The organism is Amycolatopsis arida (assembly GCF_900115565.1).
In the GTDB taxonomy this organism is placed as follows: Bacteria; Actinomycetota; Actinomycetes; order Mycobacteriales; family Pseudonocardiaceae; genus Yuhushiella; species Yuhushiella arida.
In genome coordinates, this window is record NZ_FOWW01000003.1 from 678,964 (window position 1) to 703,852 (window position 24,889).

Sequence of the window (24,889 nt, forward strand, 5' to 3'; positions counted from 1 at the left end):
TCCACGTATTCTCGCCTCACTCGCCCACGGCCGGCGCGTCCGCGCCTGGTACCGGTTCGGGCCTTCCTACTGTGCCGCCACCGCCGGGCACGCCGGTGCCCATCATGCCCTGTCCACCGTCGTTTCCTGGTTGACGCTCCCGGCCGTCCCACCAGTTGTCCTCGGTGCCGGTGGAGTCCGTCTCATCCCGTTCGGGCGCGCCCGGCGGGTAATTCTGCTCCGGTGCCGGAGTGAAGCCCACCTCGCCACCCCTGGTCGGCCCATCGCCGGAGTCGTCGGCCCGCAGCAGCGCCGGCAGCACCAGCGCCAGCCCCACGACCAGCAGCACGATGACCAGCGTGAGCACCACCCACAGCGCGACGTGCCCGCGGCGGCGGGGCGGCGGCGGGGCGACACCCGGGTGCGGCAACGGGCCGGAGCCGGGCGGGGTGACCGGCTGGAGCGTCGGGTGCGAGCCGGGACCCACCGGAGCCATCGGGGCGGGGGACACCGGCGGGTACCGGGGCGCGTGGGACGCGGCGAGCCCCACGGGGGCGGGCAGCGGCCGGCCGGCCCGCACCGCGGCCACCGCCGCGGCGAACTCGCCGCCGTTGCGGTAGCGCTGGCGCGGGTCCTTCACCAGGGTCGCCTCGATCACCGCGCGGGCGTGCGGCGGCACGTCCGGCGGCAGCGGCGGCGGGAGGTCGCGAATGTGCATCATCGCCACCGTCACGGCGTTCTCGGAGAGGAACGGCCGGTGCCCGGCGAGGCACTCGTACCCGCACACTGCCAGCGAGTACACGTCGCTGGTCGGCTCGGCGTCGTGCCCGAGAGCCTGCTCGGGTGCGATGTAGTGGGCGGTGCCCATCACCATGCCCGAGCGGGTCACCGGCACCGCGTCGGCGGCCTTGGCGACACCGAAGTCGGTGATCTTCACCTGCCCGGTCGGGGTGACCAGGATGTTGCCCGGCTTGACGTCGCGGTGCACCAGCCCGCGCTCGTGCGCCGCCTGCAGCGCGTGCCCGGCCTGCTCCAGGACGTCCAGCGTGCGGTCGGCGGACAGCCGGCCCTCGCGGGCCAGGATGCCGGCCAGCGGCTCGCCGGCCACCAGCTCCATCACCAGGTAGGCGATGTGCTGCGGCTCACCCGACCCGTCGGCCGACCGCGTGCCCGGCTCGACCGTCTCGCCGTAGTCGTGCACCCCGGCGATCCCCGGATGGTTCAGCGACGCCGTGGTGCGGGCCTCGGTGCGGAAGCGGTGCAGGAACTCCGCGTCGCCGGACAGCTCCGCCTTGAGCACCTTCACCGCGACCGTCCGGTCCAACCGGGTGTCGTCGGCCGCCCAGACCTCGCCCATCCCTCCGACGGCGATCCGGTTGGCCAGGCGGTAGCGGTCGGCGAGCAGCTGCCCCGAGGAGAGCATCCGGCTAACCTCCCCCGAGCGCGGCGGCGATCGTGGCGCGGCCCACCTCGGCGGCCACGGTGCCACCGGTCGCCGCGAGGCCACGGTTGCCGCCGGACTCGACGATCACCGCGATGGCGACCTTGGGGTCGTCGGCCGGCGCGAACGCGGTGTACCACGCGTGCGGCGGCGTCGCCTTCGGGTCGGTGCCGTGCTCGGCGGTCCCGGTCTTGGAGGCGATCTTCAGGTCGGCGCGCTTGCCGCCGCCCTTGGTGTTGGCCTCGGAGGCGATCATCATGTCGGTGAGGATCGTCGCGTTGGCCCGCGACATCGCCGGATCACCGGTGAGCTCCTCCGGCCGGAACTCCTCCATCTCCGACATGTCCTGGGCGAGCAGCGACTTCACCAACCGCGGCTTCATCGCCACCCCGCCGTTGGCGATCGTCGCCGAGAGCAGCGCGTCCTGCAGCGGGGTGAGCCGCACGTCGCGCTGGCCGATGCCGGTTTGGTACAGCTCGGCGGGGCTGGACATCGGGCCGAGCACCGACGTGGCCACCCGCATCGGGATGTACAGGTCGGTCTGGCCGATGCCGAAGTTCGCCGCGGTCTCGGTCAACTTCTCCTTGCCCAGGCTCGCGGCCAGTTCGGCATAGGCGGTGTTACACGAGTACGCCAGCGCGTCCTTGAGCGTGCTGCCCGGGCAGGTTTGGTGCCCGAAGTTCTCCAGGTCGGCGCCCCTGGTGCCGGGCAGTTGCACCTCCGCGGCGTTGGTGACCGGGGTGTCCGGGCCGGCGCCGTTCTCCAGCGCGGCGGCGGTGACCACCAGCTTGAACGTCGATCCCGGAGGGTAGGTCTCCTGAATCGCCCGGTTCAGCATCGGCTTGTTCGGGTTCTTGTTGAGCTCCGTCCAGGCCGTTTCCTGCTCCTTGCCGTCGTGCGAGGCGAGCCGGTTCGGGTCGTACGACGGGGTGGAGACCATGGCCAGGATGTCGCCGGTCTTCGGGTCCAGCGCCACCACGGCACCCTTGTAGCCGCGGCGCGTCATCGCGTTGTACGCGGCCTCCTGCACCGACGGCCGGATGGACACCCGGACATTGCCGCCGCGCGGATCCCTGCCGGTGATCATGTCGGAGAGCCGGCGGACGAACAGCCGGGGATCGGATCCGTTGAGGACCTCGTCCATGGCGCGTTCCAGTCCGTGAGCGCCATAGCGAATCGAGTAGAACCCGGTGACCGGCGCGTACGTCGCGCCGCCGGGGTAGGTGCGGAGGAACTTGAACTTGTCGTCGGTCGACTCGACCGCGGCCAGCACCTGGCCGGACTCGGACGCGGCGATCGTCCCACGCTGCCGCGAGTACTCGTCCAGCAGCACCCGGCTGTTGTGCCCGTCGGAGCGGTAGTCGTCGGCCTTCACCACTTGGATGTAGGTGGCGTTGACCAGCAGCAACGTCACCATGACCAGCATGGCGACGCCGACCTTGCGCAACGGTGTGTTCATCGGGGACCCCCTTGCGCCGGACCCGCCTCCGGTGGGCCCGCTTGCATCGGACCCGCTTGCATCGGACCCGAATGCGGCGAGTTCGTGTTCGAGGGGCGCTGCACCATCACGGTGTGCGCCTCGGCCAGTGGCGCCTGCTGCTGCGGCCGCGGCTTCGCCGGTGGCTGCGGTCGCCGAGCCGCGTCGGAGATCCGCAGCAGCAGCGCGACCAGGATGTAGTTGGCCAGCAGCGACGACCCGCCGTAGGACAGGAACGGCGTGGTGATGCCGGTCATCGGGATCAGCTTGGTGACGCCGCCGACGATGACGAACACCTGCATGACGATGGTGAACGACAGGCCGCCGCCGAGCAGCTTGCCGAACGTGTCCCGCACCGCCAGCGCGCTGCGCATCCCGCGGGTGGCCAGGATCAGGTACACCATGAGCAGCGCGGACAGCCCGATCAGGCCCAGCTCCTCGCCGATGGCGGCGGTGATGAAGTCGGTGTGCGCCTCGGGCACCATCTCCGGCCGCCCCGCGCCGAGCCCGGTGCCACCGAGCCCGCCGGTACCGAGCCCGAACAGGCCCTGCGCGATCTGGTATCCGCCGCCGGGCTCGTCGTATGTCGCCAGCGGGTCGATCCAGTTCGCCACCCGCTGCTGCACGTGGGTGAACAGGTTGTAGGCGATCAGCGCGCCGCCGAGGAACAACCCGAGCCCGAGCACCACCCAGATGACCCGCTCGGTCGCCACGTACAGCATCATCAGCACGACGCCGAAGAACAGCAGCGAGGTGCCGAGGTCCTTCTCGAAGACGAGGATGCCGAGGCAGGCCGCCGCGGCGATCAGGATGGGTCCGAGGTCGCGGGCCCGCGGCAGCTCCACGCCCAGCACCCGCTTGCCGGCCACGGTGAACAGCTCGCGCTTGGACACCAGGAACGACGCGAAGAAGATCATCAGCAGGATCTTCGCGAACTCACCCGGCTGGATGGACGCGAAGCCGAGCTTGATCCACACCTTGGCACCGTTGACCTCGGACAGCGACCGGGGCAGCAGTGCGGGCAGGGCCAGCGCGACGATCCCGACCAGGCCGGAGATGTAGGCGTAGCGGGTGAGCGCCCGGTGGTCGGGCACGACGATCAGCACCGCGAGGAACAACGCGAGCGCGAGGACGGTCCAGATCACCTGGGTGGGGGCGTCCGGGGAGAAGTCGCGGCCGAGCGACGCCGCCCGCTCCGCCCGCGCGGAGTCGATCCGGTAGATCATCACCAGGCCGATGCCGTTGAGCAGCGCGACCGAGGGCAGGATCAGCGGGTCGGCGTAGGGCGCCCAGCGGCGCACCGCGAGGTGGGCCACCGTGAAGATCGTCAGGTAGGCGAGTCCGTACCAGAAGATCGCCCAGGTGAGCTCCTGCTCCTGGTTGGCGTCGACCAGCACCAGCGCGATGGTCACGATGAACGCGGCGAACGCCAACATCATCAGCTCGGTGCCGCGCCGCTTGGGAAACTGCCGCGGCGGGTTGGTGGAGTACTGACCGGCCGGGGCGCTCGGGACGGGCTGACCCATCAGCGACCACCCGTGGTCGGCTGTCCTGGTCGGGGGCGGCAGTCCACCCCGGGCTGGCCGCGCTGCGGGGGCTCGGCCGCCTGGTCACCCTCCGGGGGCGGCGGGTCGGTCGGGTCCGTTTGCTCGGTCGGTTCGGTCTGTTCGGTCGACTGCTGCGGCGGGTCGCAGTAGTCCAGCACGTTGTTTCGGCGCAGCATGTCGATATAGCGACGGGCTTCCTGCAGGTTGTCCCGCTTCACCCCGTTGGCCACCGCCGCCCGCGCGTCCTGCTGCAGGTCGGTCAGCCGCAGCGGGTCGCACAGCGCCGCCTCGGGTGGGCACGAGCCCTCGGCCTGGCGGTGCAGGTCGAAGCCCAGGAGGCTGCCGGGCACGCCCTGGTAGATGACCACCTCACCGTCGCCGCCCTCGCCGACGTAGTACTGGTGGAGCACGAAGTAGCGGGTCGCGATCGCCGCAGCGGCCAGCAGGATCAGCGCCAGACCCAGCGCGACCAGCAGCCGTATCCGCTTACGGCGTTTGACTTTTGGGTCGAACCCCGGTTCCGCCGGCTCCACCCGCTGCGGTGGCGGTGGCGGCGCGGTGAGTGCCCTCGCCCTGGCGGCGGGGGAGTCGCCCTGGTGTTGCTCGTCGGTGCCGTCGCCCGCGGCGCCACCGACGATCGGCGCGTCCTCGCCGAAGTCGACGTCCACCACGTCGGCCACGATCACCGTGACGTTGTCGGTGCCGCCGCCCTTGAGTGCCAGCTCGATCATCCGGTCCGCGCAGTCCTGCGGGTCGGGGATCTGGATCGCCTCGGCCAGCGTCTCGTTGCTCACCATCCCGGACAGCCCGTCCGAGCACAGCAGGTACCGGTCGCCGGCGCGGGCCTCCCGCACGGTCAGGTGCGGCTCGACCTCGTGCCCGGTCAGCGCCTTGAGCAGCAGCGAGCGCTGCGGGTGGGTGGCCGCTTCCTCCTCGGTGATCCGGCCCTGCTCGAGCAGCTCGTTGACGAAGCTGTCGTCCCGGGTGATCTGGCTCAGCTGGCCGTTGCGGTAGAGGTAGGCCCGGGAGTCGCCGACGTGCACCAGGCCGAGCCGGGTGCCGGAGAACAGCACGGCGGTGAGCGTGGTGCCCATGCCGTCGAGGTCGGGGTCGTTGGCGACGAGCTCGGCGATGGCCGCGTTGCCCTGGGCGACCGCCTCGCGCAGCTGGGACAGCAGGTCGTCACCGGGCTCGTCGTCGTCGAGTGGGGCGAGCGAGGCGATGACCACCTTGCTGGCCACCTCTCCGGCGGCGTGACCACCCATGCCGTCGGCGAGGGCGAGCAGGCGGGGGCCGGCGTACACCGAGTCCTGGTTGCTGGAGCGCACCAGGCCCCGGTCGCTGCGGGCCGCGTAGCGGAGGACGAGAGTCATGGGCGAAGCTCGATCACCGTCTTGCCGATCCGGATGGGGACGCCGAGCGGGACTCGGAGGGGTGCAGTGACCTTAGCCCGATCGAGGTAGGTCCCGTTCGTCGAGCCCAGGTCTTCGACATACCAATCGTCGCCGCGCAACGACAATCGGGCGTGCCGGGTGGAAGCGTAGTCGTCGTCCAGCACCAAGGTGGAGTCGTCCGCGCGACCGATCAGGATCGGCCGGCCGTCCAGCGCGATGCGCGTGCCGGCCAGCGCGCCGTGGGTGACGACGAGCTGGCGCGGGGTCTTGCGCCCGCTGCGCGGCCTTGCCTCCTTCTTGTTGCGGCGGAACGACGGAATCGCGACGCGCAGGCCCGAGGCCGCGTACAGGTCAGAGCGGACCACGCGCAACGCGGCCAGCACGAACAGCCAGAGCAGGACGAGGAAACCTACTCTGGTGAGTTGAACAACCAGTTCCGGCACCTGTTGTGTCAGCTCCCGCCTCTTCGCGCCCAGCCCGCGGCGCGTGTTCGCCGCGGGTCCCCCGCGTGGTCGCCATTATGCGGGAGGCCCGCAGCCGAGCCGTGCGGGATCGCCGGAACGCGCCACCCGGTACCCGCAGTGTGGTCCCCACCTCGGTCGTGCGTCGCTCCGGCACGGTGGTCCGCGCCGTACTTCTTCCGTCCGCGCTCCCCACCCCGCCGGTGGTCGGCGGCCGTTCCCGGTGCCCCTGTGTCCGTCCGTGGGCTGGTGCTTACCGCCGGCAAGGACATGGGTTGAGCCGCCGGCGAGGCCCGTCAGCCCTGCGTGCGGAACACCAGGGACGAGTGCCCGACCCGGATCACGTCGCCGTCGGCGAGTTGCCACGTCTGCACCGGCGTGCCGTTCACCGTGGTGCCGTTGGTGGACCCGATGTCGGCCAGCGTCGCGCTCTGCCCGTCCCAGGTGATCTCCAGGTGCCGGCGGGACACCCCGGTGTCCGGCAGCCGGAAGTCCGCGTCCTGGCCACGGCCCACCACGTTGCCACCCTGCTTCAGGGTGTACGTGCGGTTCGACCCGTCGTCGAGCTGCAGCGTCGCGGCGAGCTGCCGGTTGCCGCCCGGCACCCCGGGCGGGGCGTAACCCTGCTGGGCGTACGGGTCCGGCGGTGGCTGCTGCGCCGGGTAGCCGGCCGGCGGGCTCGGCGGCGGCGGGGGCGCATAGCCCTGGTCGTACCCCGGCGGCTGGCCGGCGGGCTGGCCATAGCCCTGGTCGTAGCCCGGCTGGCCATAGCCCTGGTCGTACCCGGGCTGCTGGCCGTAGCCCTGGTCGTACCCGGGCTGCTGGCCGTAGCCCTGGTCGTAACCCGGCTGCCCGTAGCCCTGGTCGTAGCCCGGCTGGCCATAGCCCTGGTCGTACCCGGGCTGCTGGCCGTAGCCCTGGTCGTAACCCGGTTGACCGTAGCCCTGGTCGTAACCAGGCTGGCCGCCCGGCTGGCCATAGCCTTGGTCGTACCCGGGCTGGCCCTGCTGTCCGTAGCCGTACTGGCCCTGCTGGCCGTACGGGTCACCCTGGTCGTATTGGCCGTAGCCGGGGGGCTGGCTCATTGGTCGGTCTCCTGCGTCGCTGGTTCGTGCTGACCGCGGTCGGCTGCCGGCGTCGTGTGCGGTGACGTCGGGATCGACGGTCGAGCGGGTCCTGAACTGTCCAGTATGCAGCGCCTCGTTGCGCTCGAGCGAAACTACGACGTCACCATAGGTGTCCCAACCGTGCTCGGCGAGATGCTCCGCCACGGCGTCGGCGAGGACCATGGTGACGCGCTGCTCGTCCCCCGCCATCCGGTCGTGGTCAGCGGGCCCCAGCGAGACGATGTAGTGGTTGGGGGCGAGCAGCCGGCCGCCAGCCAGCTCGCGAACGTTGTCCTCACTCTCACGCTCCAGCGCCTGCGCCACTTCCTGCGTGACGACGTTGCCACCGAACATCCGCGCGAAGGTGTTCCCCACGATGCCCTCCAGCCGCCGGTCGAAGCGCTGAACGCGGCCCACGGGGAACATCTCCTTCGTCCTGCACGTGTGCTTCCGCAATAGATCGTATCTGGATACGGACCGTTCAACACGGGGGCGGGCGAAACCCGCCCGGCCCACCTGCTACGCTGACCTGGCTGTCGCAGTTGCTCAGGGCGAGTGGCGGAATGGCAGACGCGCACGGTTCAGGTCCGTGTGTCCGGAAGGACGTGAGGGTTCAACTCCCTCCTCGCCCACCCTGTTCGGTGGCGCTGTCGCGCCCACCTTCCCGGTTTCCCGTTTCGCTGTGGGGGGCCGAGCCCCCCACACCCCCCACGGTGCGAGCTCCTCGCCTTGGCGGGCGCTGGTGACGTTTGGTCGTGAACCAGCAAGGTGCGGGTGCGTCGTCTCATGGGCGCTTCGCTCGCTGGCGCTCGCTTGCTGGTGCCACCCGTGGGGACGGTGGGGCCCCGGGTGCGGCCTGGCTGCCGGCAGCCATGGCGACAAGGGGGCAGGGGGCAACAGCCATCCCTCCCCCCACCCCGATCCGAAGCCGCTTTGCGGTCGGGGGTGCCGTGTCAAGCCACTCTTTCCCGGCTTGACACGGTGCCGCCGACCGTCAACACAATCACGGCTTCGGGGTGGGGAGACCAAGCATCCCGAGGCTTCGGGATGGGGACGCCGAGAATTCCACCCCGTCAGACACTGTCGGCCCAGCTCAGGGCAGCGGGGGTCAGGCTGGGGAGGTGGCCAGGGTGGTGAGGAAGTGGCGGAGGCCGGGGTCCCAGCCTTCGGTGTCGCCGAAGTCGTCGTAGAAGGTGGTCAGGGCCAGGGCCACCTGGAGGGCGCGGAGCTGCCGGCACCGGGCGAGCAGCTCCGGGTCCGGATCCAGATGCCGCACCTCGGCGCCGGCGTCCATCATCGAGGCGAGGTCCCACTCCATCGGCCCGCGGCACACGTCCTCGAAGTCGATCCACACCAGGCCGGCCCGGGTGGCGACCAGGTTCCCCGGGTGGGCGTCGCCGTGCAACGGCCGCACGTCACCACCCGGCGCGGCCAGGAACGGGGCCAACCGCTCGGCCGACGCGTGCAGCAGGTCGACCTCCGCCGCGCTCAGGAACTCCCGCTCGCCGGACGCGGCGAGCAGCTCCATGCCACGCCGGATGTCGTGCCCGGCGACCAGCGGGAGCTCACCCGGGTAGGTCCGCAGGGCGGCGTGCAGGTCGGGCAGCATCGCCACACCGTCGGCAGCGGTCGGGGTCCGGCTCGAGATAGCGCCAGAAGCTGACCGCGAAGCCGTCCGCCTCGTGTGGTCCCGGCGGCAGCTCCGAACTCGGCGCCACCACCGGCGCGCCCTGCCCCGCCAGGAACGCCGTGACGTCGATCTCCAGCCGGAGCCAGTCCGCGATGGGCGAACGCAGCCTCGGCATACGGGTCGCCACCCGCGCCACCACCGGCGCCGGCCGGAGGTGAACCATCAGCGAGAACAGATCGGCGAGCACCACCGGCTCCTCGACTCGGAGACCATGGGCACGCGCCAGCCCCACGGCCGCGGACACCGCACGCCGAGAGTGCTCCGCCCGGGTGTGTGATCGTGTGGTGCTCACAGTGGCCCCCTTGTGACTGCGCTCACGCGAGCGTCGCACTCTACTCGGGGCCCCGCTGGGGCTGGTCGGGGAACCAGGCGGCCCTTGTCTCGGGTGGCGCTTGGCGTGCCCCTCGGTTAGCCCGTGCCGGGCTGGCACGAGCTGGGCAACGGCAGAACCGAGGGGACCACTGCTCGGGGGCTTCCCGTGTCGGGTTCGCCACTGGTTCTCGCGTGGGCCGTGATCCCTGGTGCCGCCGCCCGCGTGGGGCGGCGGCTTCCTGCCTCCGTCTCGGTCAGCGGCGGCTGGGGAACTCCACCACCTGCTGGAACGTGGGGCGGTTCTGGGTGCTGATCTTGTCGTGGGTGATGCCGCCCAGCGGGCGGTGCACCAGGGAGTCCGCGCACCACTGGTCGCCCGCCGCGCAGTCGGCGTCGCCGGGGTAGACCTCGGCGATCGGCTGCGCCACCGCCTGGCGCAGCGTGTCCAGCAACACCTGCCGGCACCGCTCGAGGTCACCGCCGCCGCAGAACCGGGCGCCCAGCGGTCCGCGCACCGGATCGCCGAGCAGCGCCCGCACGTCCTTGTGCACGTACCCCCACCAACCGGCCTGGTACGCCGACCCCTGGTGCGGCTGCCCGACCCGCTTGCCCGGCACCTCGTTCTGGAACCCCGACGGCGACTCGTTGATCTGCAGCACCCCGACCATCGCGTCGAAGGCCGCACTGCCCATCCCCGGCTCGAACTGCGCGCGCACCAGCAGCGGCCACCACGCGTCCATGATCTTGATCGCCTCGGCGTGGGCATATTCTTGGCTGCCCGGTCGCGTCTCCTGCCGCAGCCCGCCCGCCGCGGCCCACGCCCGCAGCGTGGCCACCGCCGGCTCCGAGGTCGGCGCCGTGTCGATCACCCGCAGCAGCTCGGGCAGCACCTGCTCGACCCGCAGGTCCGCCAGCCCCGCCTCGGCCATCGCGCTGGTCAGCTCCCCGCGGTTCACCTTGCCGCCATCGGCGACGAGCTCCCGCACCCGCCGGTCGAGCAGATCACCCCGGTGCACCGACGACTTCTCGTACCCGGCCGCCGCGTACTCCAGCGCCTGCGCGTTGTTCCAGCTGATGTAGTAGTCCTGGTTCACCGACCTCGGGTGCTCGGCGAACGGGGTGTACTCCGCCACGTTCCCCTCCGGGTTCCAGCCCCGCCAGTCGAATCCGGCGTCGCCCCGGATCGGCATGCTCGGGTCCACCACCGGCGAGCGCCGCGGGTTCGCCCCGGAGTTGAAGTACGCGGTGTCGTCAGCGTCGGCGTAGAACCAGTTGAACGTGAAGTTCACCTTCGCCGCGGCCCGTTGGAAGTCCTGCGCCGAGCGGATCGCGTCCGGGTCGTTGAACTCCTGGAACCCGAGCAGCGAGTCCACCTCGTGCAGGAAGGTCGAGCGCAGCGCGGCGTAGGCCACCGGCTTCCCGTCGACCACCGCGCGATGGGTCACCGGACCGTAGACGGTCCGGAAGCCGCGCAGCGTGTAGGACCCGGCCGGTGTCGGGTCGGCCACGCTGGGTCGCCACGCGTTCCGCCGCTCCACGACGTCCATCGGCCGGCACTCGCCGCGGAACCGGTAGGCGTTCGACTCCTTCGTCGCCGGCGCCCCGCTCGGCTCGCACAGCTCGACGGCGTAGGTGTCGATGATGTCCTGCGCCGACGTCGTCGCGCTCCACGCGTAGTCCTGGCCGCGGCCGAGCAGCACGTAGAAGCTCAACCCGGCGAACGACGCACCGCGCGCGCTGATCCCCGGCCCCTGCAGCTCCTGCAACATCAGCAGTTGCGGTGCGAAGTACCCCGTCTGCGGGCCGAACACCGCCACCGGGTGGCCGCTCTCGGAATGCCGGCCGGACACGACCAGCGCGTTGGACATCCCGTGCCGCTGCTCGAGCAGGTTGGCCGGGAGCACGCCGTCGGTGAACATGCCGCGCGCCGGCTCCAGCTCCTCCGGCGCGGGCACCCGCTCCGGCGCGGCGGAGCCGGCCGCCGATCCGGTGCGGTCGAACACCAACTGCTGCGGCGTCACCGACCCCGGCTCGGGCATGGCCCGGCCCCGCGCGTTCGCCGGCGTCCTCCCGTACGGGAAGCGTTGCCCGTCGTGCAGGGTGCGCACGGCCTCCGGGTCGTCCTCGGCGCGCAGGCTCCGCCACACCTCCTCGCCGCGCGCGAGCCCGTAGCGCTCCTGGACGGCCAGCTTGGCGATGGCCGCCCGCACCTCGCCGCCACCGCCGCCGCCGAACTGCGCGCCGACCACGGACGCCAGCACCACCAGGTCGGTGAGGGTGAACGGGTCGATCCTGCCGGCGTTGGTGATCGCGTCGACGTGCCCGGTGAGCACGTACTCGCCCGGGAAGTAGCGGCCCCGGTGTGCCTGCCGGATGTAGGTGTTGATGCCTTCCACATAGGACCGCGCGTCGGCGAGGCCCTGCGCGCCGCGCGGGCCGGAGCGGGCGACCGTGTCGATCTGCTGGCGCAGCTCCTCCTCGGTGTACGGCGCGGCGCTGAAGAACCGCTGCTCCAGGCTCCGGTTGGCGTCGGCGCCACCGGCGAACGGCGTGAGCTGGCCGCGCCCGACGCGGCGCATGATGTCCATCAGCCACAGCCGGTCCTGCGCGGCGGCGTACCCGGCGCCGAACGTGGTGCCGGACCGGGTGGTGCCGAAGACGTGCGGCACCCCGGTGGTCCTGTCCCGGATGATCGTCACGTCGGCCCGCGGCGAGACCCGGCTCTCCACCTGCTCGGGCGGCACGCCGAAGGACGCGTCGTTGAAGAACCGGGAGATCGTGCCGGTGGTCAGTCCGCGGTGGTGGTCGGCGAGCGCCGCGTACTTGCCGAGCTGGTCGGCGGCGTGCCGGGGTCGGGTGCCGAGCGTGCGGTGGGCGAGGATCTCGGCGAGGGTGGCGTTGCCGTTCTGGCCCGGCGGCAGGATGTCGGCGCACTGGCCGCCGCAGTAGTCGGTCACCGCCGGAAGGGGTGCCGGCTCGGCGGCGGGCACCGGAAGGGTCAGCACCATGCCCGTGACGAGCACGGCGGTCGCGATCAGGGCGGGCGGGCGGACTCGCATACCGGCGCCTCCTTCGGCCGATTGTGGCGCCGAGCACATTACCGACGAGTACGGCAATTCGTGAAGACTATTCGCGTTCTGTCCCTCGGTTGGCCTACCCGGGTGGGGGGGGGGGTCGGCCCTACCGGCCGATTGTGGATCACCAGAACACGAGTCGGGGGTCGGCGGGATTACCGGGAACACCGCGGGGCAGCAGACTCGGCAGGTATGACGATCATCGACCGGGCGCCGCCCGCGCCCACCCCACCACGGACCGGCAGCGACTTCGCCGAGCTCACCCGGCGGGTCTCCGCCGCCGGGCTGTTCGACCGGCGGCCCGGCTACTACGTCGTCCGGCTCGGCCTCGTCGCCACGCTGTTCGCCGGCGGTTGGGTTGCCTTCGCCGCGCTGGGCGACAGCTGGTGGCAGCTCCTGCTCGCGGTGTTCTTCGCCGTCCTGTTCGGACAGATCGCGCTGGTCGCGCACGACCTGGCGCACCGGCAGGTGTTCCGCACCCGCCGGCCCAGCGGGATCACCGGCCGGCTCGCCGGGAACCTGGGTATCGGGATGAGCTACGGCTGGTGGATGGACAAGCACACCCGGCACCACGCCAACCCGAACCACGCCAACCCGAACCACGCCGACCTCGACCCCGACGTCGAGCCGGACGTTCTCGTGTGGTCCACCGACCAGGCCCGGGCCAGCCGGGGCCTGCCCCGGTTCCTCGGCCGCTGGCAGGCGTTCCTGTTCTTCCCGCTGCTCACGTTGGAAGGGCTGAACCTGCACTACTCGAGCGTGCGCGCGCTGTTCCGCCCGACGATGAGGCGCCGCGGGCTGGAGGCCACGCTGCTGCTGCTCCACGTGGTCGGCTACCTCGGTGCGCTGTTCCTGGTGCTCTCACCGGGCAAGGCGCTCGTGTTCCTCGCGGTGCACCAAGGGCTGTGGGGTGTCTACATGGGATCGATCTTCGCCCCGGGGCACAAGGGCATGTCGATGATCGAGCCCGGCCAGAAGCTGGACTTCCTGCGCCGTCAGGTGCTCACCTCCCGCAACGTGCGCGGGAGCCGGTTCGTCGACGTCGCCATGGGTGGACTCAACTACCAGATCGAGCACCACCTGTTCCCGCACCTGCCGACACCGCACCTGCGCCGCGCCCGGCCGATCGTTCGCGGGTACTGCGCCGAGCTGAGCCTGCGCTACCACGAGACGGGGTTGCTGCGGTCCTGGGCGGAGGCACTGGGCCACCTCCACCGGGCCGGCGCACCCCTGCGCGCGGCGGGTTGACCTCGAGCTGGCTGGAGGTCGCACGCTGGGGGCATGAACGTGCGGATCGGAGTCGCCCTGCCCTCCCTGGACCAGCCGGATCCCCGTGCCGTCGTCGCCGGCGCCCGGCACGTCGAACGGCTCGGCCTCGAGTCCGCCTGGGCGTCCGACGTGATCATCGGCGACGGCACGCCGTCGCTGGAGAGCGTGGTCGTCCTCGCCGCGGCCGCCGGCGCCACCAGCCGGGTCCGGCTCGGGTTCGGCGTGCTCGTACTCCCGCTGCGTCCGGTCCCGCTACTGGCCGCGCAGCTGGCGACGCTGCAGCACGTGTCCGCGGATCGGGTCGTCCTCGGGGTCGGCGTGGGCGGCTTCCCGGAGTCCCCGTTCTGGCGGGCCAGCGGCGTGCCGCCCGGCGAGCGTGGCCGTCGCACGGACGCCGCGCTCGCGCTGTTGCCGGGCCTGGTGTCCGGGGCCCGCACCGACGTCGGCGGGGTCGGTGTCGAGCTGGCGCCCGGCGCGACCCGGCCACCGATCCTGGTGGGTGGCGGCGGATCGGAGGCCGTGTTGCGCCGGGTGGTCCGGTTCGGCGACGGGTGGCTGCCCTCGCTGACCACGCCCGCCGCGGTCGCCCGCGGCGCCCGCCGGCTCCGCGAGCTCGCCGACGGCAGGGCGGCGCCGACCATCACGGTCGGGGTGCACACCACCTTCGGTCCGCCGTCCACACAGGACGACGTGCTACGCGACCTGGTCGGTCACCACGGGATGACGCCGGATGAGGCGGCGAGCGTCGTGGTGTCCGGCGACCCGCCCGCGGTGGCCGAGCGTTTCGCCGCCTACGTCGAGGCCGGCGCCGAGCGGATCCTGGTGGCGCTCGACGGTCCGGACTGGATGCGGCAGTGCGAGCTGCTGGCCGAGGTCGACACGCTGCTGCGGTGACCGGGCGCGGCCGGGCGTGGTTGGTTACGGTGGGCTCGACCCGACACCCCACCGACATCACCGGCATCACCGACATCACCGAGCCGACCATCGGCCACCCGACGACCACCGCACGAGGAGCGCGCATGCCCGCCGACAAGCCCGAGGTCGACCTGCCGGACGGCCCGCCACCGACCGACCTGCGGGTCACCGACCTCACCGTCGGCGACGGCCCCGAGGCCCACCCGGGCGCCACGGTCAGCGTGCACTACGTCGGGGTCTCGCTCTCCACCGGTGAGGAGTTCGACGCCTCCTACAACCGCGGCCAGCCGCTGCCTTTCCCGCTCGGCGCCGGCCGGGTCATCCCCGGTTGGGACCAGGGTGTGACCGGCATGCGCGTCGGCGGCCGCCGCCAACTGGTGATCCCACCGCACCTCGCGTACGGCGACCGTGGCGTCGGCGACGTGATCAAGCCGGGCGAGACGCTGGTGTTCGTCGTCGACCTGGTCGACGTCTCCTGAGCGCCCGCGGCCGGCCGTCTACCGTGGACCCGTGCACGACGACTGGTCCCTCCGCACCCGCGCCGTGGCGGCCGGCCGGCCGCAGCGAGCGGGGGAGCCGCTGAACGTCCCGATCGTGCCGGCGAGCACGTTCGCCGCCGGCGGCGAACGCGCCTACTCGCGGGAGGACGGCACGCCGACGTGGGCGGCGCTGGAGGAGGCGATCGGCGCGCTCGAAGGCGGGCACGCCACCGCGTTCGCGTCGGGACTGGCCACGCTCTCCGCCGTGCTGGACGTCCTGCCGGTCGGTGCCGTGGTCGCGGTGCCGACGTTCAGCTACGCCGGCACCCGCGCCGTGCTCGACCACGCCGAGCGCGCCGGCCGGCTGCGGGTCGAACGGATCGCGCCCACCAACACCGCCGCGTGGGTGGCCGCCACCGAACGCGTCGACCTGGTGTGGTTAGAGTCGCCGACCAATCCGACGCTGGACCTCGTCGACATCCCCGCGATCACCGCCGCCGCGGCCGCCCGGCCGCGCCGCCCCCGGGTGGTGGTGGACAACACCTTCGCCACCCCGCTTGGCCGCCGCCCGCTGTCGCTCGGCGCCGACGTCGTGGTGCACAGCGCCACGAAGCTCATCGGCGGGCACAGTGACCTGCTGCTCGGACTCACCGTCACCGCCGACCCCGCCCTCGCCGGCGAGCTGCGCGCGGCCCGCACCCGCGGCGGCGCCACCCCGGGCGCGCTCGAGGCGTGGCTGGCGCTGCGTGGCCTGCGCACCCTGCCGGTGCGCCTGGCGGAGGCCGGTCGTAGCGCGGCCCTGCTGGCCGAGCGGCTCGCCGAGCACCCGGCGGTGCGCGTCGTGCGGTATCCCGGCGAGGGCACCATGGTCGCCTTCGAACTGGCCGACGCCGCGGCGGCCGACCGCGTGTGCGCGGGGCTGACGTTGATCCGGCACGCCACCAGCCTCGGCGGCGTGGAGAGCTGCGTCGAGCGCCGGGCCGCGCTGGCCGGGGACGCGCACGTCCCGGCCGGGCTGGTCCGGTTCAGCGTGGGCCTGGAGGATCCGGCCGACCTGTGGCGCGACCTGGCCGCCGCCCTCGACCGGGTCGGTTGACGCCGGGTTCGAGCGCCCGCGGAAAAGTAGTCCGAATTGGATGCTCCGAACGGAGTAAGGCCGCCATGGTTGTCGTGGAACGGGCTGTTCCGCGGCCGGGCGGGACGACGGCAAGCCACTGGATCGGGGTCGCGGTTTACTACCCGACGTAGAGACATGTCCCCCGATTAGGGCTTTTTCTCCATAAGGGGGAGTGGTTTTTGGGCCGTTTGTTGCCCTGTGTATGCTCCGGCTCGCTCGACTGGGTGTGCTTTCAGCTCGACGGTGCTAGCTCCGCCCGCACGTGCACGACCGGCGGCGGCACCGCACGGACCTTGCGGGAACGCAGTTCGGACGTCTTAAGGAGACACATGCGCGGTAAGAGACTCCTCCAACGGACCGGCGCCGCCGTTCTCGGCGCGTCGATGGTGGTGATGTGTGGCGCCCTGCCCGCCACCGCCGAGAGTGCGAAGGGACGGGTCGAGAAGAAGGCCCACGCGGAGGGCTACGGGGTCGCCTTCACGGACGGTGGTGCTCCGACGAAGCTCTTCAGCATCAAGCTGGACGGTGGTGAGAAGCTGGTCACCTACTGCATCCAGGTTCACGTCGACGCCTTGACCGATGTGGACATGATCGAGCGGCCGTGGGACGGCTTCCCCGACAAGGAGTCGCCGTTCCACAAGAACCGCGACAAGATCAACTGGGTGCTGCACCACAGCTACCCGGCCATCGAGCTGGCCGACCTCGAGAAGAAGCTGACCGACGAGGGCATCTCGTTCACCGGCGGGCTGGACCAGAAGGAAGCCATCACCGGCACGCAGGCCGCGGTCTGGCACTTCAGTGACGGCAAGGACCTCAAGAAGGTGGCCGCGCCGGACGAGTCGGCCGCGGACGTGAAGTCCCTCTACGACTACCTGACCGGTGTCGAGAACAAGGGCGTCGGCGAGCAGCCGACACCGGCGCTGGAGGTCAGCCCGGCGAAGGCCGAGGGCAAGGCCGGCAGCCGGGTCGGGCCGTTCACCGTGCGGACCACCGGCCAGATCAACGAGCTGGTCACCGAGCTGCCGGAAGGCGTCGAGATCACCGACGCCGACGGCAAGGAGATCGCGCCGGAGGACATCAAGGACGGCACCGAGCTCTACTTCGACGTGTCGGATGACGCCGCCGCCGGCGGGGGCGCCTTCGAGCTGAAGGGCAGCGCCCATCTCGACACCGGCCGGCTGTTCGTGATGAAGGGCTACTCCGACGAGCACAAGGCTCAGTCAATGATCGTCGCGAAGTCGGACAAGTCGAAGTTGACCGCGGGCGCGAAGGGCTCCTGGACCGCCAAGCCGGAGACGCCCGGCACCACGCCGCCGGAGACCGCCCCGGCCGGGCCGACCACGCCGCCGACCACGGAGGCGCCGGTGCGGCCGCAGGCCGACCAGGACGACCTGGCGCAGACCGGGTTCTCCGCGCTCACCCCGCTGCTGATCGGCGCCGGCCTGCTCGGCGCGGGCGCGGTGACCCTGCTGCTGGTGCGCCGCCGCCGCGGCACCGCCTGATCCGGACGGGTGGGACCGGCGCCGGCCGCCGGTCCCACCCGTGTCCGCGTTCCCTGACCCCGTGTCCGCGTTCCCTGACCCCGTGTCCGCGTTCCCTGACCACGTGTCCGCGTCGCACGGCGCGGACACCCGTACCCAGGGCGCGGACACACCGACCGCGGGCGCGCGGATGAAGCACGGGCCCGGGGCCGCCTCCAGGGGGAGTGGTCCCGGGCCCGACCCGTGTCCCGGGTCAGCCCACCCCGGCCGTGGGGTACGGGAAGTCCCGCGGTGACGCGGCGCCCGGCAGCACCCAGCGGCGCATCCCGGCGTCGCACACCGCGTAGCCCCAGTTGATCAGTCGTTCCTGGACGGTCGGCGGGACGTGGTGCAACCGGGTCGGCAGCTCGGCCAGCGCCAGGGTCCGCTCGGCCGGCGCGGGCAGGGCGTCCGGCAGGCCGAAGTCGGCGATGTCCCGGTAGGTGCCCCAGTACGCGCCGCGGAAGTCCCCGCGGTCGTAGGACGCCAGCAGCGCCCGCTTGCGCAGGCTGCGCACCTGGTTGTCCACCACGTCCACCGCGCGCAGCACGTGCCGCGGCCAGTCCCGGGGCACCCGGCGCAGCCGCCGGATCCGCCGCCCGCCGTCACTCACCAGCACGGTCGCGCAGCACTCGGTGGCCGGGTCGAGCGCGAGGTTGTCGAACACGCCGCCGTCGGAGAGCACCACCCCGCGTCCGCCGTGCCGCAGCACCACGGGGGACAGGAACGGCGGGAACGCCGAGGACGCCGCGACGGCCGTGGCCAGCGACACCACCGGCGGCAGCGGCCCGGAATCCGGATCGCCCATCGCCGCGCCGGAGAACCGCCACAGCGCCCCGGTGCGCAGGTTCGTCGCGGTGAACACGAACCGCGGCGACTCCGGCAGCTCGGCCAGCATCCGCCGGCCGAACAGGTGCCGGCGCAGCGACGCGGCCACCTCCTCGCCGACGCTGCGCCACGGCCGCGCCAGGCCGCGCAGCACCGCCCGCGCGTCGATGTTCACCCCGGCCAACGCCCGCACCGGCCGCACCACCCGCTCCTGGAACGCCACCGCCACCCCGTGCCGGAACTCCAGGTCGGGCCAGGCGTGGGCGAGCACGCCGGCGGCGATGGCGCCGCTGGACACGCTGGAGATCACCGCCAGCCGGGGCAGCTGACCCAGCTCGTTGAGCCGCCACAGCACGCCGGTGTGGAAGAGCATCGCCCGGTAGCCGCCGCCGGAAAGGCACAGCCCGACGCCGCTCCGCTCCATCTCTCCAGGGTAGTGGCGCTCAGTGCTGGTCCAGTAACGGTTCGAGCATGGCTCGTCGCTCGGCCGGCACGTACTCGGCGTAGTAGTCGTACAACGCGCGACGGGCCAGCCGGCAGGCCAGCGGCCCGTCCTGGTCGCGCACCGCGCGCAGGACCTCGGTGTGGTGCGCCAGCGACGCCCGCATCAGCGCGCGGCGGTCGTCGGCGTGCGCCAGCTTGTCCTCGATCAGCTCCAGCACCACGCCGCGCACCACCTGGCCGCACACCACGATCAGCGAATTCTGGGTGGCCCGCGCCACGGCCTCGTGGAACGCCACGTCCGCCTCGCTGAAGGCGGTGTAGTCGTCGTCGACGTGCGTGCGCATCGCCGCCAGCGCGATCTCCATCTCGGCGAGCTGCTCGGCCGTGCGTAGTCGCGCCGCGAGCAGGAACGCCGACCCCTCCAGCTGCATCCGGAACTGCAGCAGCTCGGCCAGCCCGAGGTGCTCGGCGCGGGCCAGCCGGCGCATCGACTTCTCGAGCGTCGCCGGGGACGGCGGGAGCACCTCCGGGCCGCGCGGGTCGCCGGCCCTCGACCGGATCACCGCGCCGGCCTGCAGCACCCGTAGTGCCTCGCGCACGGTCGACCGGCTGACCCCGAACTGGGCCATCAGGTCCCGCTCGCTGGGCAACCGCGCGCCGGGGGCCAGCCGCCCGCTCAGCACGGCCTGCTCGATCTGCTCCACGACGCGCTCGTAGGCGCGTACCGGCGCCACGGGTTCGAACCGCACCGGATCCGCCTCCCTCGCCGATACCCCTTGACCTACATCACGCCGGGTGCAAACCTAGGCCACTGGTCCGACCAGCATACTAACCTGGGGTGCCTATGCGCGGCCGACTGCGGCGAACAACCCTCGCGCTGGTCCTTGCCATGTCGGCCGGGCTCACCGGAACGGCGTGCACGGCGGGGTCGACCGCCGCCGTGGGTGGCGGCGAGGACACCCTCGCGGTCGGGTTCACCGCCGAGCCGCAGAACCTCGACTTCACCACCACCGACGGCGCCGCCATCCCGCAGGCGCTGCTCTACAACGTCTACGAGGGCCTGGTGAAGCTCGACGCGAACGCCGAGATCGTTCCACTGCTGGCCGAGTCCTGGACGGTCAACGCCGACCGCACGGTGTACGACTTCCAGCTGCGGGAGGGCGTCCGGTTCGGCAACGGCGCTCCGTTCACCGCCGAGGACGTGAAGTTCTCCGTCGAGCGGGTGAAGTCCGAGTGGACGGTGTCGCTGAAGTCCAAAATGGACGTCGTGGACCACGTCGAGGTGGTCGGCCCCACGCACGCCAGGGTGGTGCTGAGCAGGCCCAGCAACGCCTGGCTGTTCGACATGGCCGGCAGGGTGGGCGCCATGTTCAGCCCCACCGGCGTGGCCGACCTCGCCAACTCGCCGGTCGGGACCGGACCCTACGAGGTGGCGCAGCGGCGGCGCGGCGACTCGATCGTGCTGCGCGCCAACCCGGACTACTGGGGCAGGGCGCCGGAGTACCGGACGGTGGTCCTGAAGTACTACAAGGACCCCACCGCGATGAGCAATGCCCTGCTGAGCAACGGCATCGACGTGATCTCCTCGATCACCGCGCCGGACGCGATCCCCCAGTTCGAGCGGGACACCCGGTTCACCGTGCTGCAGGGCACCACGAACGGTGAGGTCGTGCTCGCCTACAACAACGCCCGCCCGCCGCTGGACGACGTGCGGGTGCGCCGCGCGCTCACCCTCGCCGTGAACCGGGAGGCGCTGCTGACCACCGCGTGGGCCGGGCGCGGCACGTTGATCGGCAGCATGGTCCCGCCCACCGACCCGTGGTACGAGGACCTCTCCGGGCACTACCCGTACGACCCTGGCCGGGCGCGGGCGTTGCTCGCCGAGGCCGGTCAGCCGACCCCGACGCTGCGGTTGCGCGTCCCGAACCTGCCGTACGCCGTGTCGGCGGCCCAGGTGGTGGCCTCCGAGCTGGGCAAGGTGGGGGTGACCGTGGCGATCGAGCCGCTGGACTTCCCGGCCGTGTGGCTGCAGCAGGTGTTCACCGACCACGACTACGACCTGTCGATCATCCAGCACGTCGAGGCGCGGGACATCACGACGTTCGGCCGGCCGAGCTACTACTGGGGCTACGACAACCCGCGGGTGCGCGACCTGCTCGCCGCGGCCGACACCGGGACCAGGCGGGAGCAGGTCGCGGCGATGCGGGAGGTGGCCAGGACGATCACCGAGGACGCCGCGGCCAACTGGCTGTTCCTGTTCCCGAACGTGGTGGCGGCGAAGAAGAAGGTCACCGGGCTGACCCCGAACCAGGTGAGCGAGTCGTTCGACCTGACCGGGCTGGGGCGCGCCCGATGAGGCCCGCCGACGTACTCCGCACCGAGGAGGCGGCGGCGGGCACCGCCGACGTACGTCCTTCCGCGACGGCGGTAGGCATCACCCCGCACGGACTCCCTGCCGGGGAGGCGGCATGGCGGTAGCGATCGTTCGGCGCGCGGCGATCTTCGTGGCCAGCGTGCTGGTCGCCTCGGTGCTGGTGTTCCTGTTCATGGCGGTGCTGCCCGGCGACCCCGCGCAGGTGGCGTTGGGCGTGAACGCGACCCCGGAGCTGGTCGAGCGGACCCGGCAGGAGTTCGGCATCGACCGGCCGCTGGTCACCCAGTACCTGGACTGGATGGGCAACGTGCTCGGTGGCGACTTCGGCCGCTCGTACGTGACCAGGGAGGCCATCGGGCCGCAGCTGGTCGACCGGCTCGGGGTGACGCTGTGGTTGGTCGGCGCCGGGATGCTGGTCGCGGTGCTGGTCGCCGTGCCGCTCGGCACGCTCGCCGCGGTGCGCCACCGCCGGGTCAGCGGCGCCGTGATCTCCGGCGCCAGCCAGCTCGGCGTCGCGGTGCCGGCGTTCCTGGCCGGGATCGTCCTGGTGCAGGTCTTCGCGGTGCGGCTGGGCTGGCTGCCGTCCGGCGGGTGGACCCCGCCGGTGGTGGACCCGGTGGAGTGGCTGCGCGGGCTGGCGCTGCCGGCGCTGTCGCTCGGGCTGGTGCAGGGCGCGGTGCTGACCCGCTACGTTCGTTCCGCGGTGCTCGACGTGCGGCGCGAGGACTACCTGCGTACCGCGCGGGCCAAGGGGTTGCGACCGCTGCCGGCGTTGCTGCGGCACGGGCTGCGCAACGCCGCGGTGCCGGTGGTCACCGTGCTCGGGCTGCAGCTGGCGACGCTGCTCGTCGGCGCGGTCGTGGTGGAGCGGGTGTTCGTGCTGCCGGGGCTGGGCAGCATGCTGCTCGACTCCGTCGCCGCCCGCGACCTGCTCGCCGTGCAGAGCATCGTGCTGGTGCTGGTGGTCGGCGTGCTGCTGGTGAACTTCCTGGTCGACGTGGCGTACGCGGTGCTCGACCCTCGGCTGCGGAGGTCCTGAGATGGCCACCCTCACCCCCGTTCGCGGGCGCACCCGGTCGACGTCCTCGGCGAGTCTGGTCGTCGGCGCGGTGCTGGTCGGCTTGGTGGTGCTGGCCGCGCTGGTGTCGTTCGTCTGGACGCCGCACGACCCGTTGCTGGTCGACGCCAGCGTGCGGCTGCTCGGCCCGACCGGCGAGCACGTGCTCGGTACCGACAAGTTCGGCCGCGACCTCGCCAGCCAACTCATGGTGGGTGCGCGGACCACGCTGTACGTCGGCATCGTCGCGGTCGGCATCGCGGCGCTGGTCGGCACCCCGCTCGGCATCCTCGCCGGCATGGTCGGCGGCTGGCCGGGCGAGCTGGTGATGCGGGCCAACGACCTCGTGCTCGCGTTCCCCGCGCTGCTGCTGGCGATCATGTTCGGCGCGGTGTACGGCGCGAGCACGCTCACCGCGATGGTCGCCATCGGGATCGCGACCGTGCCGGCGTTCGCCCGGATCGCCCGGTCCGGCACGATGCAGGTGATGAGCACCGAGTACGTGCTCGCCGCGCGGGCCGCCGGCCGGTCCCGCCCGCACATCGCGGTGCGGCACGTCCTGCCGAACATCGCCGGGCTGGTGATCGTGCAGTCGTCGGTGTCGTTCGCGATCGCCGTGCTGGCCGAGGCGGCGCTGTCGTTCCTCGGCTTCGGCACCAGCCCGCCCACACCGTCGTGGGGCCGGATGCTGCAGGAGTCGCAGGAGCTGCTGGCCGTGGACGCCCGGCTCGCGCTGGTGCCCGGCGCCGCGATCGCGATCGCCGTGCTGGGGTTCAACCTCCTCGGCGACGGGTTGCGCGACCGGTTCGACCCTCGACTGGAGGCCCGCCGATGACCACGCCCGTGCTGGAGGCGCGCGGCCTGGACGTGTCCGTCGGGGACACCCGGCTGGTGCGCGACGTCGACCTCACGGTTGGTCCCGGCGAGCGGGTCGGGTTGATCGGCGAGTCCGGGTCGGGCAAGTCGCTCACCGCGGCGGCGGTCATGGGACTGCTGCCGGAGGAGCTCACCGCCACCGGTTCGGTCACCCTCGCCGGCGAGGAACTGGTCGGTGCCGCCGAGGCCCGGCTGTCCCGGCTGCGCGGGAGGAAGATGGGCATGGTGTTCCAGGAGCCGATGACCGCGCTCAACCCGGCGATGCGGGTGGGCCGGCAGGTCGCCGAGGTGATGCTGCTGCACGGCACCCGGCCGAACCGCCGGGCGGCGTGGCGGGCCGCGGTCGACCTGCTCGACTCGGTCCGGCTGCCCGACCCGGAGCGCACCGCGCGGGCCTACCCGCACCAGCTCTCCGGCGGCCAGCGGCAGCGGGTGCTGCTCGCCATCGCGCTGGCCAACGACCCCGCGCTGCTGATCTGTGACGAGCCGACCACCGCGCTGGACGTCACCGTGCAGGCGCGGATCCTGGAACTCATCCTCGCGGCCACCCGCGAGCGGGGCACCGCGCTGCTGTTCATCACGCACGACCTCGCCGTGGTCGCCACCGTGTGCGAGCGGGTGCTGGTGATGTACGAGGGCCGCATCGTCGAGTCCGGCCCCACCCGGCGGGTGCTCGGCGCGCCGGAGCACGAGTACACCCGGCGGCTGCTGGCCGCGTCCGACCTGGAGGTGAGCGCGTGATCGAGGTGCGCGACCTGTGGCGGACCTACCGGCGGCCCCGCACGTCGCTGCGCGGGCCACGACCGGAGGTGGTGGCGCTGCGCGGGGTGTCGTTCGACGTCGCCAGGGGGCAGCGGCTGGGCATCGTCGGCGAGTCCGGGTCCGGCAAGTCCACCCTGGTCCGGCTGCTGGCCGCGCTCGACCGGCCGACCTCCGGCACGATCTCGTTCGAGGGGCGGCGGATCGACCACCTGCCCGAGCGCCGGCTCGGCTTCCTGCGCGAGCGACTGCAGATCGTCTTCCAGGACCCGATGGGCTCGCTCGACCCGCGAATGAGGGTGCGGGACATCGTCGCCGAGCCGCTGGGCCGCGCGCCGGACCGGCGGGAGCGGGTGCGCGAGCTGCTCGACGCGGTGGGCCTGCCCGCCGACGCCGGCGACCGCTACCCGCACCAGTTCTCCGGCGGGCAGCGGCAGCGGATCTCGATCGCCCGCGCGCTCGCGCCCCGGCCCGACGTGCTCATCGCCGACGAGGCGGTCAGCGCGCTCGACGTGCTGGTCCGCGCGCAGATCCTCGACCTGCTGGCCGAGCTGGTGGACAGGTTCGCGCTCACCCTGCTGTTCGTCTCGCACGACCTGGCCGTGGTGCGGCACGTCTGCGACACCGCGGCCGTGCTGCGCCGCGGCGAGATCGTCGAGCTCGGTCCGGTCGACCGGGTCTACGACGCGCCGGAGCACCCCTACACCCGCGAGCTGATCGCGGCCGCCCCGAGCCTGCGCCGGGCGCTGGCCGTACCGGAGGAAGCCTGA

Annotated in this window: 21 protein-coding genes and 1 tRNA gene; 11 read left to right on the plus strand and 11 right to left on the minus strand. The window is 72.4% G+C overall.

Annotation, left to right across the window (positions count from 1 at the left end):
• Positions 1 to 16: 16 nt before the first annotated feature.
• The 6 genes from BM051_RS12735 to BM051_RS12760 all read right to left on the minus strand — a co-directional run bounded on the left by BM051_RS12735 (position 17) and on the right by BM051_RS12760 (position 7,822).
• Positions 17 to 1,402 carry a serine/threonine-protein kinase gene (locus BM051_RS12735; RefSeq protein WP_092530269.1) on the minus strand — a complete coding sequence of 462 codons (1,386 nt, stop codon included), beginning with the start codon at positions 1,400 to 1,402 and terminating at the stop codon, positions 17 to 19.
• Positions 1,403 to 1,406: 4 nt separating this feature from the next.
• Positions 1,407 to 2,879, minus strand: a complete 1,473-nt coding sequence (locus tag BM051_RS12740) for a peptidoglycan D,D-transpeptidase FtsI family protein (protein ID WP_092530270.1) — start codon at positions 2,877 to 2,879, stop codon at positions 1,407 to 1,409.
• Positions 2,876 to 4,423, minus strand: a complete 1,548-nt coding sequence (locus BM051_RS12745) for an FtsW/RodA/SpoVE family cell cycle protein (RefSeq protein WP_092530271.1) — start codon at positions 4,421 to 4,423, stop codon at positions 2,876 to 2,878. Before BM051_RS12745 ends, BM051_RS12740 begins: the two co-directional genes overlap by 4 nt.
• Complete coding sequence (locus BM051_RS12750; RefSeq protein WP_092530272.1) at positions 4,423 to 5,817, minus strand: PP2C family protein-serine/threonine phosphatase; 1,395 nt, start codon at positions 5,815 to 5,817, stop codon at positions 4,423 to 4,425. Before BM051_RS12750 ends, BM051_RS12745 begins: the two co-directional genes overlap by 1 nt.
• Positions 5,814 to 6,281: an FHA domain-containing protein FhaB/FipA gene (locus BM051_RS12755; protein ID WP_092530273.1), complete on the minus strand. Its 468-nt coding sequence runs from the start codon at positions 6,279 to 6,281 to the stop codon at positions 5,814 to 5,816. Before BM051_RS12755 ends, BM051_RS12750 begins: the two co-directional genes overlap by 4 nt.
• Before the next feature lie 314 nt (positions 6,282 to 6,595).
• The gene (locus tag BM051_RS12760; RefSeq protein WP_092530415.1) at positions 6,596 to 7,822 is read right to left on the minus strand and encodes an FHA domain-containing protein; all 1,227 of its coding nucleotides are present in this window, start codon (positions 7,820 to 7,822) and stop codon (positions 6,596 to 6,598) included.
• Between the two features lie 132 nt (positions 7,823 to 7,954).
• On the opposite strand from BM051_RS12760, the gene BM051_RS12765 reads away from it, so the two are divergent.
• A tRNA-Leu gene (locus tag BM051_RS12765) sits at positions 7,955 to 8,037 on the plus strand.
• A 476-nt stretch (positions 8,038 to 8,513) separates the two neighbouring features.
• On the opposite strand, the gene BM051_RS29840 is transcribed toward BM051_RS12765, so the two are convergent.
• The 3 genes from BM051_RS29840 to BM051_RS12775 form a co-directional block, all read right to left on the minus strand.
• Positions 8,514 to 9,014 carry a phosphotransferase family protein gene (locus BM051_RS29840; RefSeq protein WP_243859418.1) on the minus strand — a complete coding sequence of 167 codons (501 nt, stop codon included), beginning with the start codon at positions 9,012 to 9,014 and terminating at the stop codon, positions 8,514 to 8,516.
• The gene (locus BM051_RS29845; protein ID WP_243859417.1) at positions 8,971 to 9,282 is read right to left on the minus strand and encodes a hypothetical protein; all 312 of its coding nucleotides are present in this window, start codon (positions 9,280 to 9,282) and stop codon (positions 8,971 to 8,973) included. The genes BM051_RS29840 and BM051_RS29845 overlap by 44 nt, the downstream gene beginning before the upstream one ends.
• A gap of 379 nt (positions 9,283 to 9,661) precedes the next feature.
• Positions 9,662 to 12,466 carry a penicillin acylase family protein gene (locus BM051_RS12775; protein WP_092530274.1) on the minus strand — a complete coding sequence of 935 codons (2,805 nt, stop codon included), beginning with the start codon at positions 12,464 to 12,466 and terminating at the stop codon, positions 9,662 to 9,664.
• 207 nt (positions 12,467 to 12,673) lie between these two features.
• On the opposite strand from BM051_RS12775, the gene BM051_RS12780 reads away from it, so the two are divergent.
• The 5 genes from BM051_RS12780 to BM051_RS12800 all read left to right on the plus strand — a co-directional run bounded on the left by BM051_RS12780 (position 12,674) and on the right by BM051_RS12800 (position 17,763).
• Positions 12,674 to 13,729: a fatty acid desaturase family protein gene (locus BM051_RS12780; protein ID WP_092530275.1), complete on the plus strand. Its 1,056-nt coding sequence runs from the start codon at positions 12,674 to 12,676 to the stop codon at positions 13,727 to 13,729.
• Positions 13,730 to 13,762: 33 nt separating this feature from the next.
• Complete coding sequence (locus tag BM051_RS12785) at positions 13,763 to 14,644, plus strand: LLM class flavin-dependent oxidoreductase (protein WP_092530276.1); 882 nt, start codon at positions 13,763 to 13,765, stop codon at positions 14,642 to 14,644.
• Between the two features lie 125 nt (positions 14,645 to 14,769).
• On the plus strand, positions 14,770 to 15,144 hold the full coding sequence (locus BM051_RS12790; protein WP_092530416.1) for an FKBP-type peptidyl-prolyl cis-trans isomerase: 375 nt from the start codon (positions 14,770 to 14,772) through the stop codon (positions 15,142 to 15,144).
• 31 nt (positions 15,145 to 15,175) lie between these two features.
• The gene (locus BM051_RS12795) at positions 15,176 to 16,240 is read left to right on the plus strand and encodes a trans-sulfuration enzyme family protein (RefSeq protein WP_092530277.1); all 1,065 of its coding nucleotides are present in this window, start codon (positions 15,176 to 15,178) and stop codon (positions 16,238 to 16,240) included.
• Positions 16,241 to 16,590: 350 nt separating this feature from the next.
• Complete coding sequence (locus BM051_RS12800) at positions 16,591 to 17,763, plus strand: thioester domain-containing protein (RefSeq protein ID WP_092530278.1); 1,173 nt, start codon at positions 16,591 to 16,593, stop codon at positions 17,761 to 17,763.
• A 232-nt stretch (positions 17,764 to 17,995) separates the two neighbouring features.
• Here BM051_RS12800 and BM051_RS12805 read toward each other — a convergent pair whose 3' ends face one another.
• On the minus strand, positions 17,996 to 19,033 hold the full coding sequence (locus BM051_RS12805) for a patatin-like phospholipase family protein (protein WP_092530279.1): 1,038 nt from the start codon (positions 19,031 to 19,033) through the stop codon (positions 17,996 to 17,998).
• A 19-nt stretch (positions 19,034 to 19,052) separates the two neighbouring features.
• Positions 19,053 to 19,802, minus strand: coding sequence for a FadR/GntR family transcriptional regulator (locus tag BM051_RS12810; protein WP_092530280.1), 750 nt, complete (start codon positions 19,800 to 19,802; stop codon positions 19,053 to 19,055).
• A gap of 140 nt (positions 19,803 to 19,942) precedes the next feature.
• On the opposite strand from BM051_RS12810, the gene BM051_RS12815 reads away from it, so the two are divergent.
• From BM051_RS12815 to BM051_RS12835, 5 genes are all read left to right on the plus strand, one after another.
• Positions 19,943 to 21,409, plus strand: coding sequence for an ABC transporter substrate-binding protein (locus BM051_RS12815; RefSeq protein ID WP_092530281.1), 1,467 nt, complete (start codon positions 19,943 to 19,945; stop codon positions 21,407 to 21,409).
• 112 nt (positions 21,410 to 21,521) lie between these two features.
• Positions 21,522 to 22,466, plus strand: coding sequence for an ABC transporter permease (locus BM051_RS12820; RefSeq protein ID WP_092530282.1), 945 nt, complete (start codon positions 21,522 to 21,524; stop codon positions 22,464 to 22,466).
• Between the two features lies 1 nt (position 22,467).
• Positions 22,468 to 23,319, plus strand: coding sequence for an ABC transporter permease (locus BM051_RS12825; RefSeq protein ID WP_092530283.1), 852 nt, complete (start codon positions 22,468 to 22,470; stop codon positions 23,317 to 23,319).
• Positions 23,316 to 24,101, plus strand: coding sequence for an ATP-binding cassette domain-containing protein (locus tag BM051_RS12830; protein WP_092530284.1), 786 nt, complete (start codon positions 23,316 to 23,318; stop codon positions 24,099 to 24,101). The genes BM051_RS12825 and BM051_RS12830 overlap by 4 nt, the downstream gene beginning before the upstream one ends.
• Positions 24,098 to 24,889 (plus strand): ABC transporter ATP-binding protein, encoded by a 792-nt coding sequence (locus tag BM051_RS12835; protein WP_092530285.1) that lies wholly within the window; start codon positions 24,098 to 24,100, stop codon positions 24,887 to 24,889. The genes BM051_RS12830 and BM051_RS12835 overlap by 4 nt, the downstream gene beginning before the upstream one ends.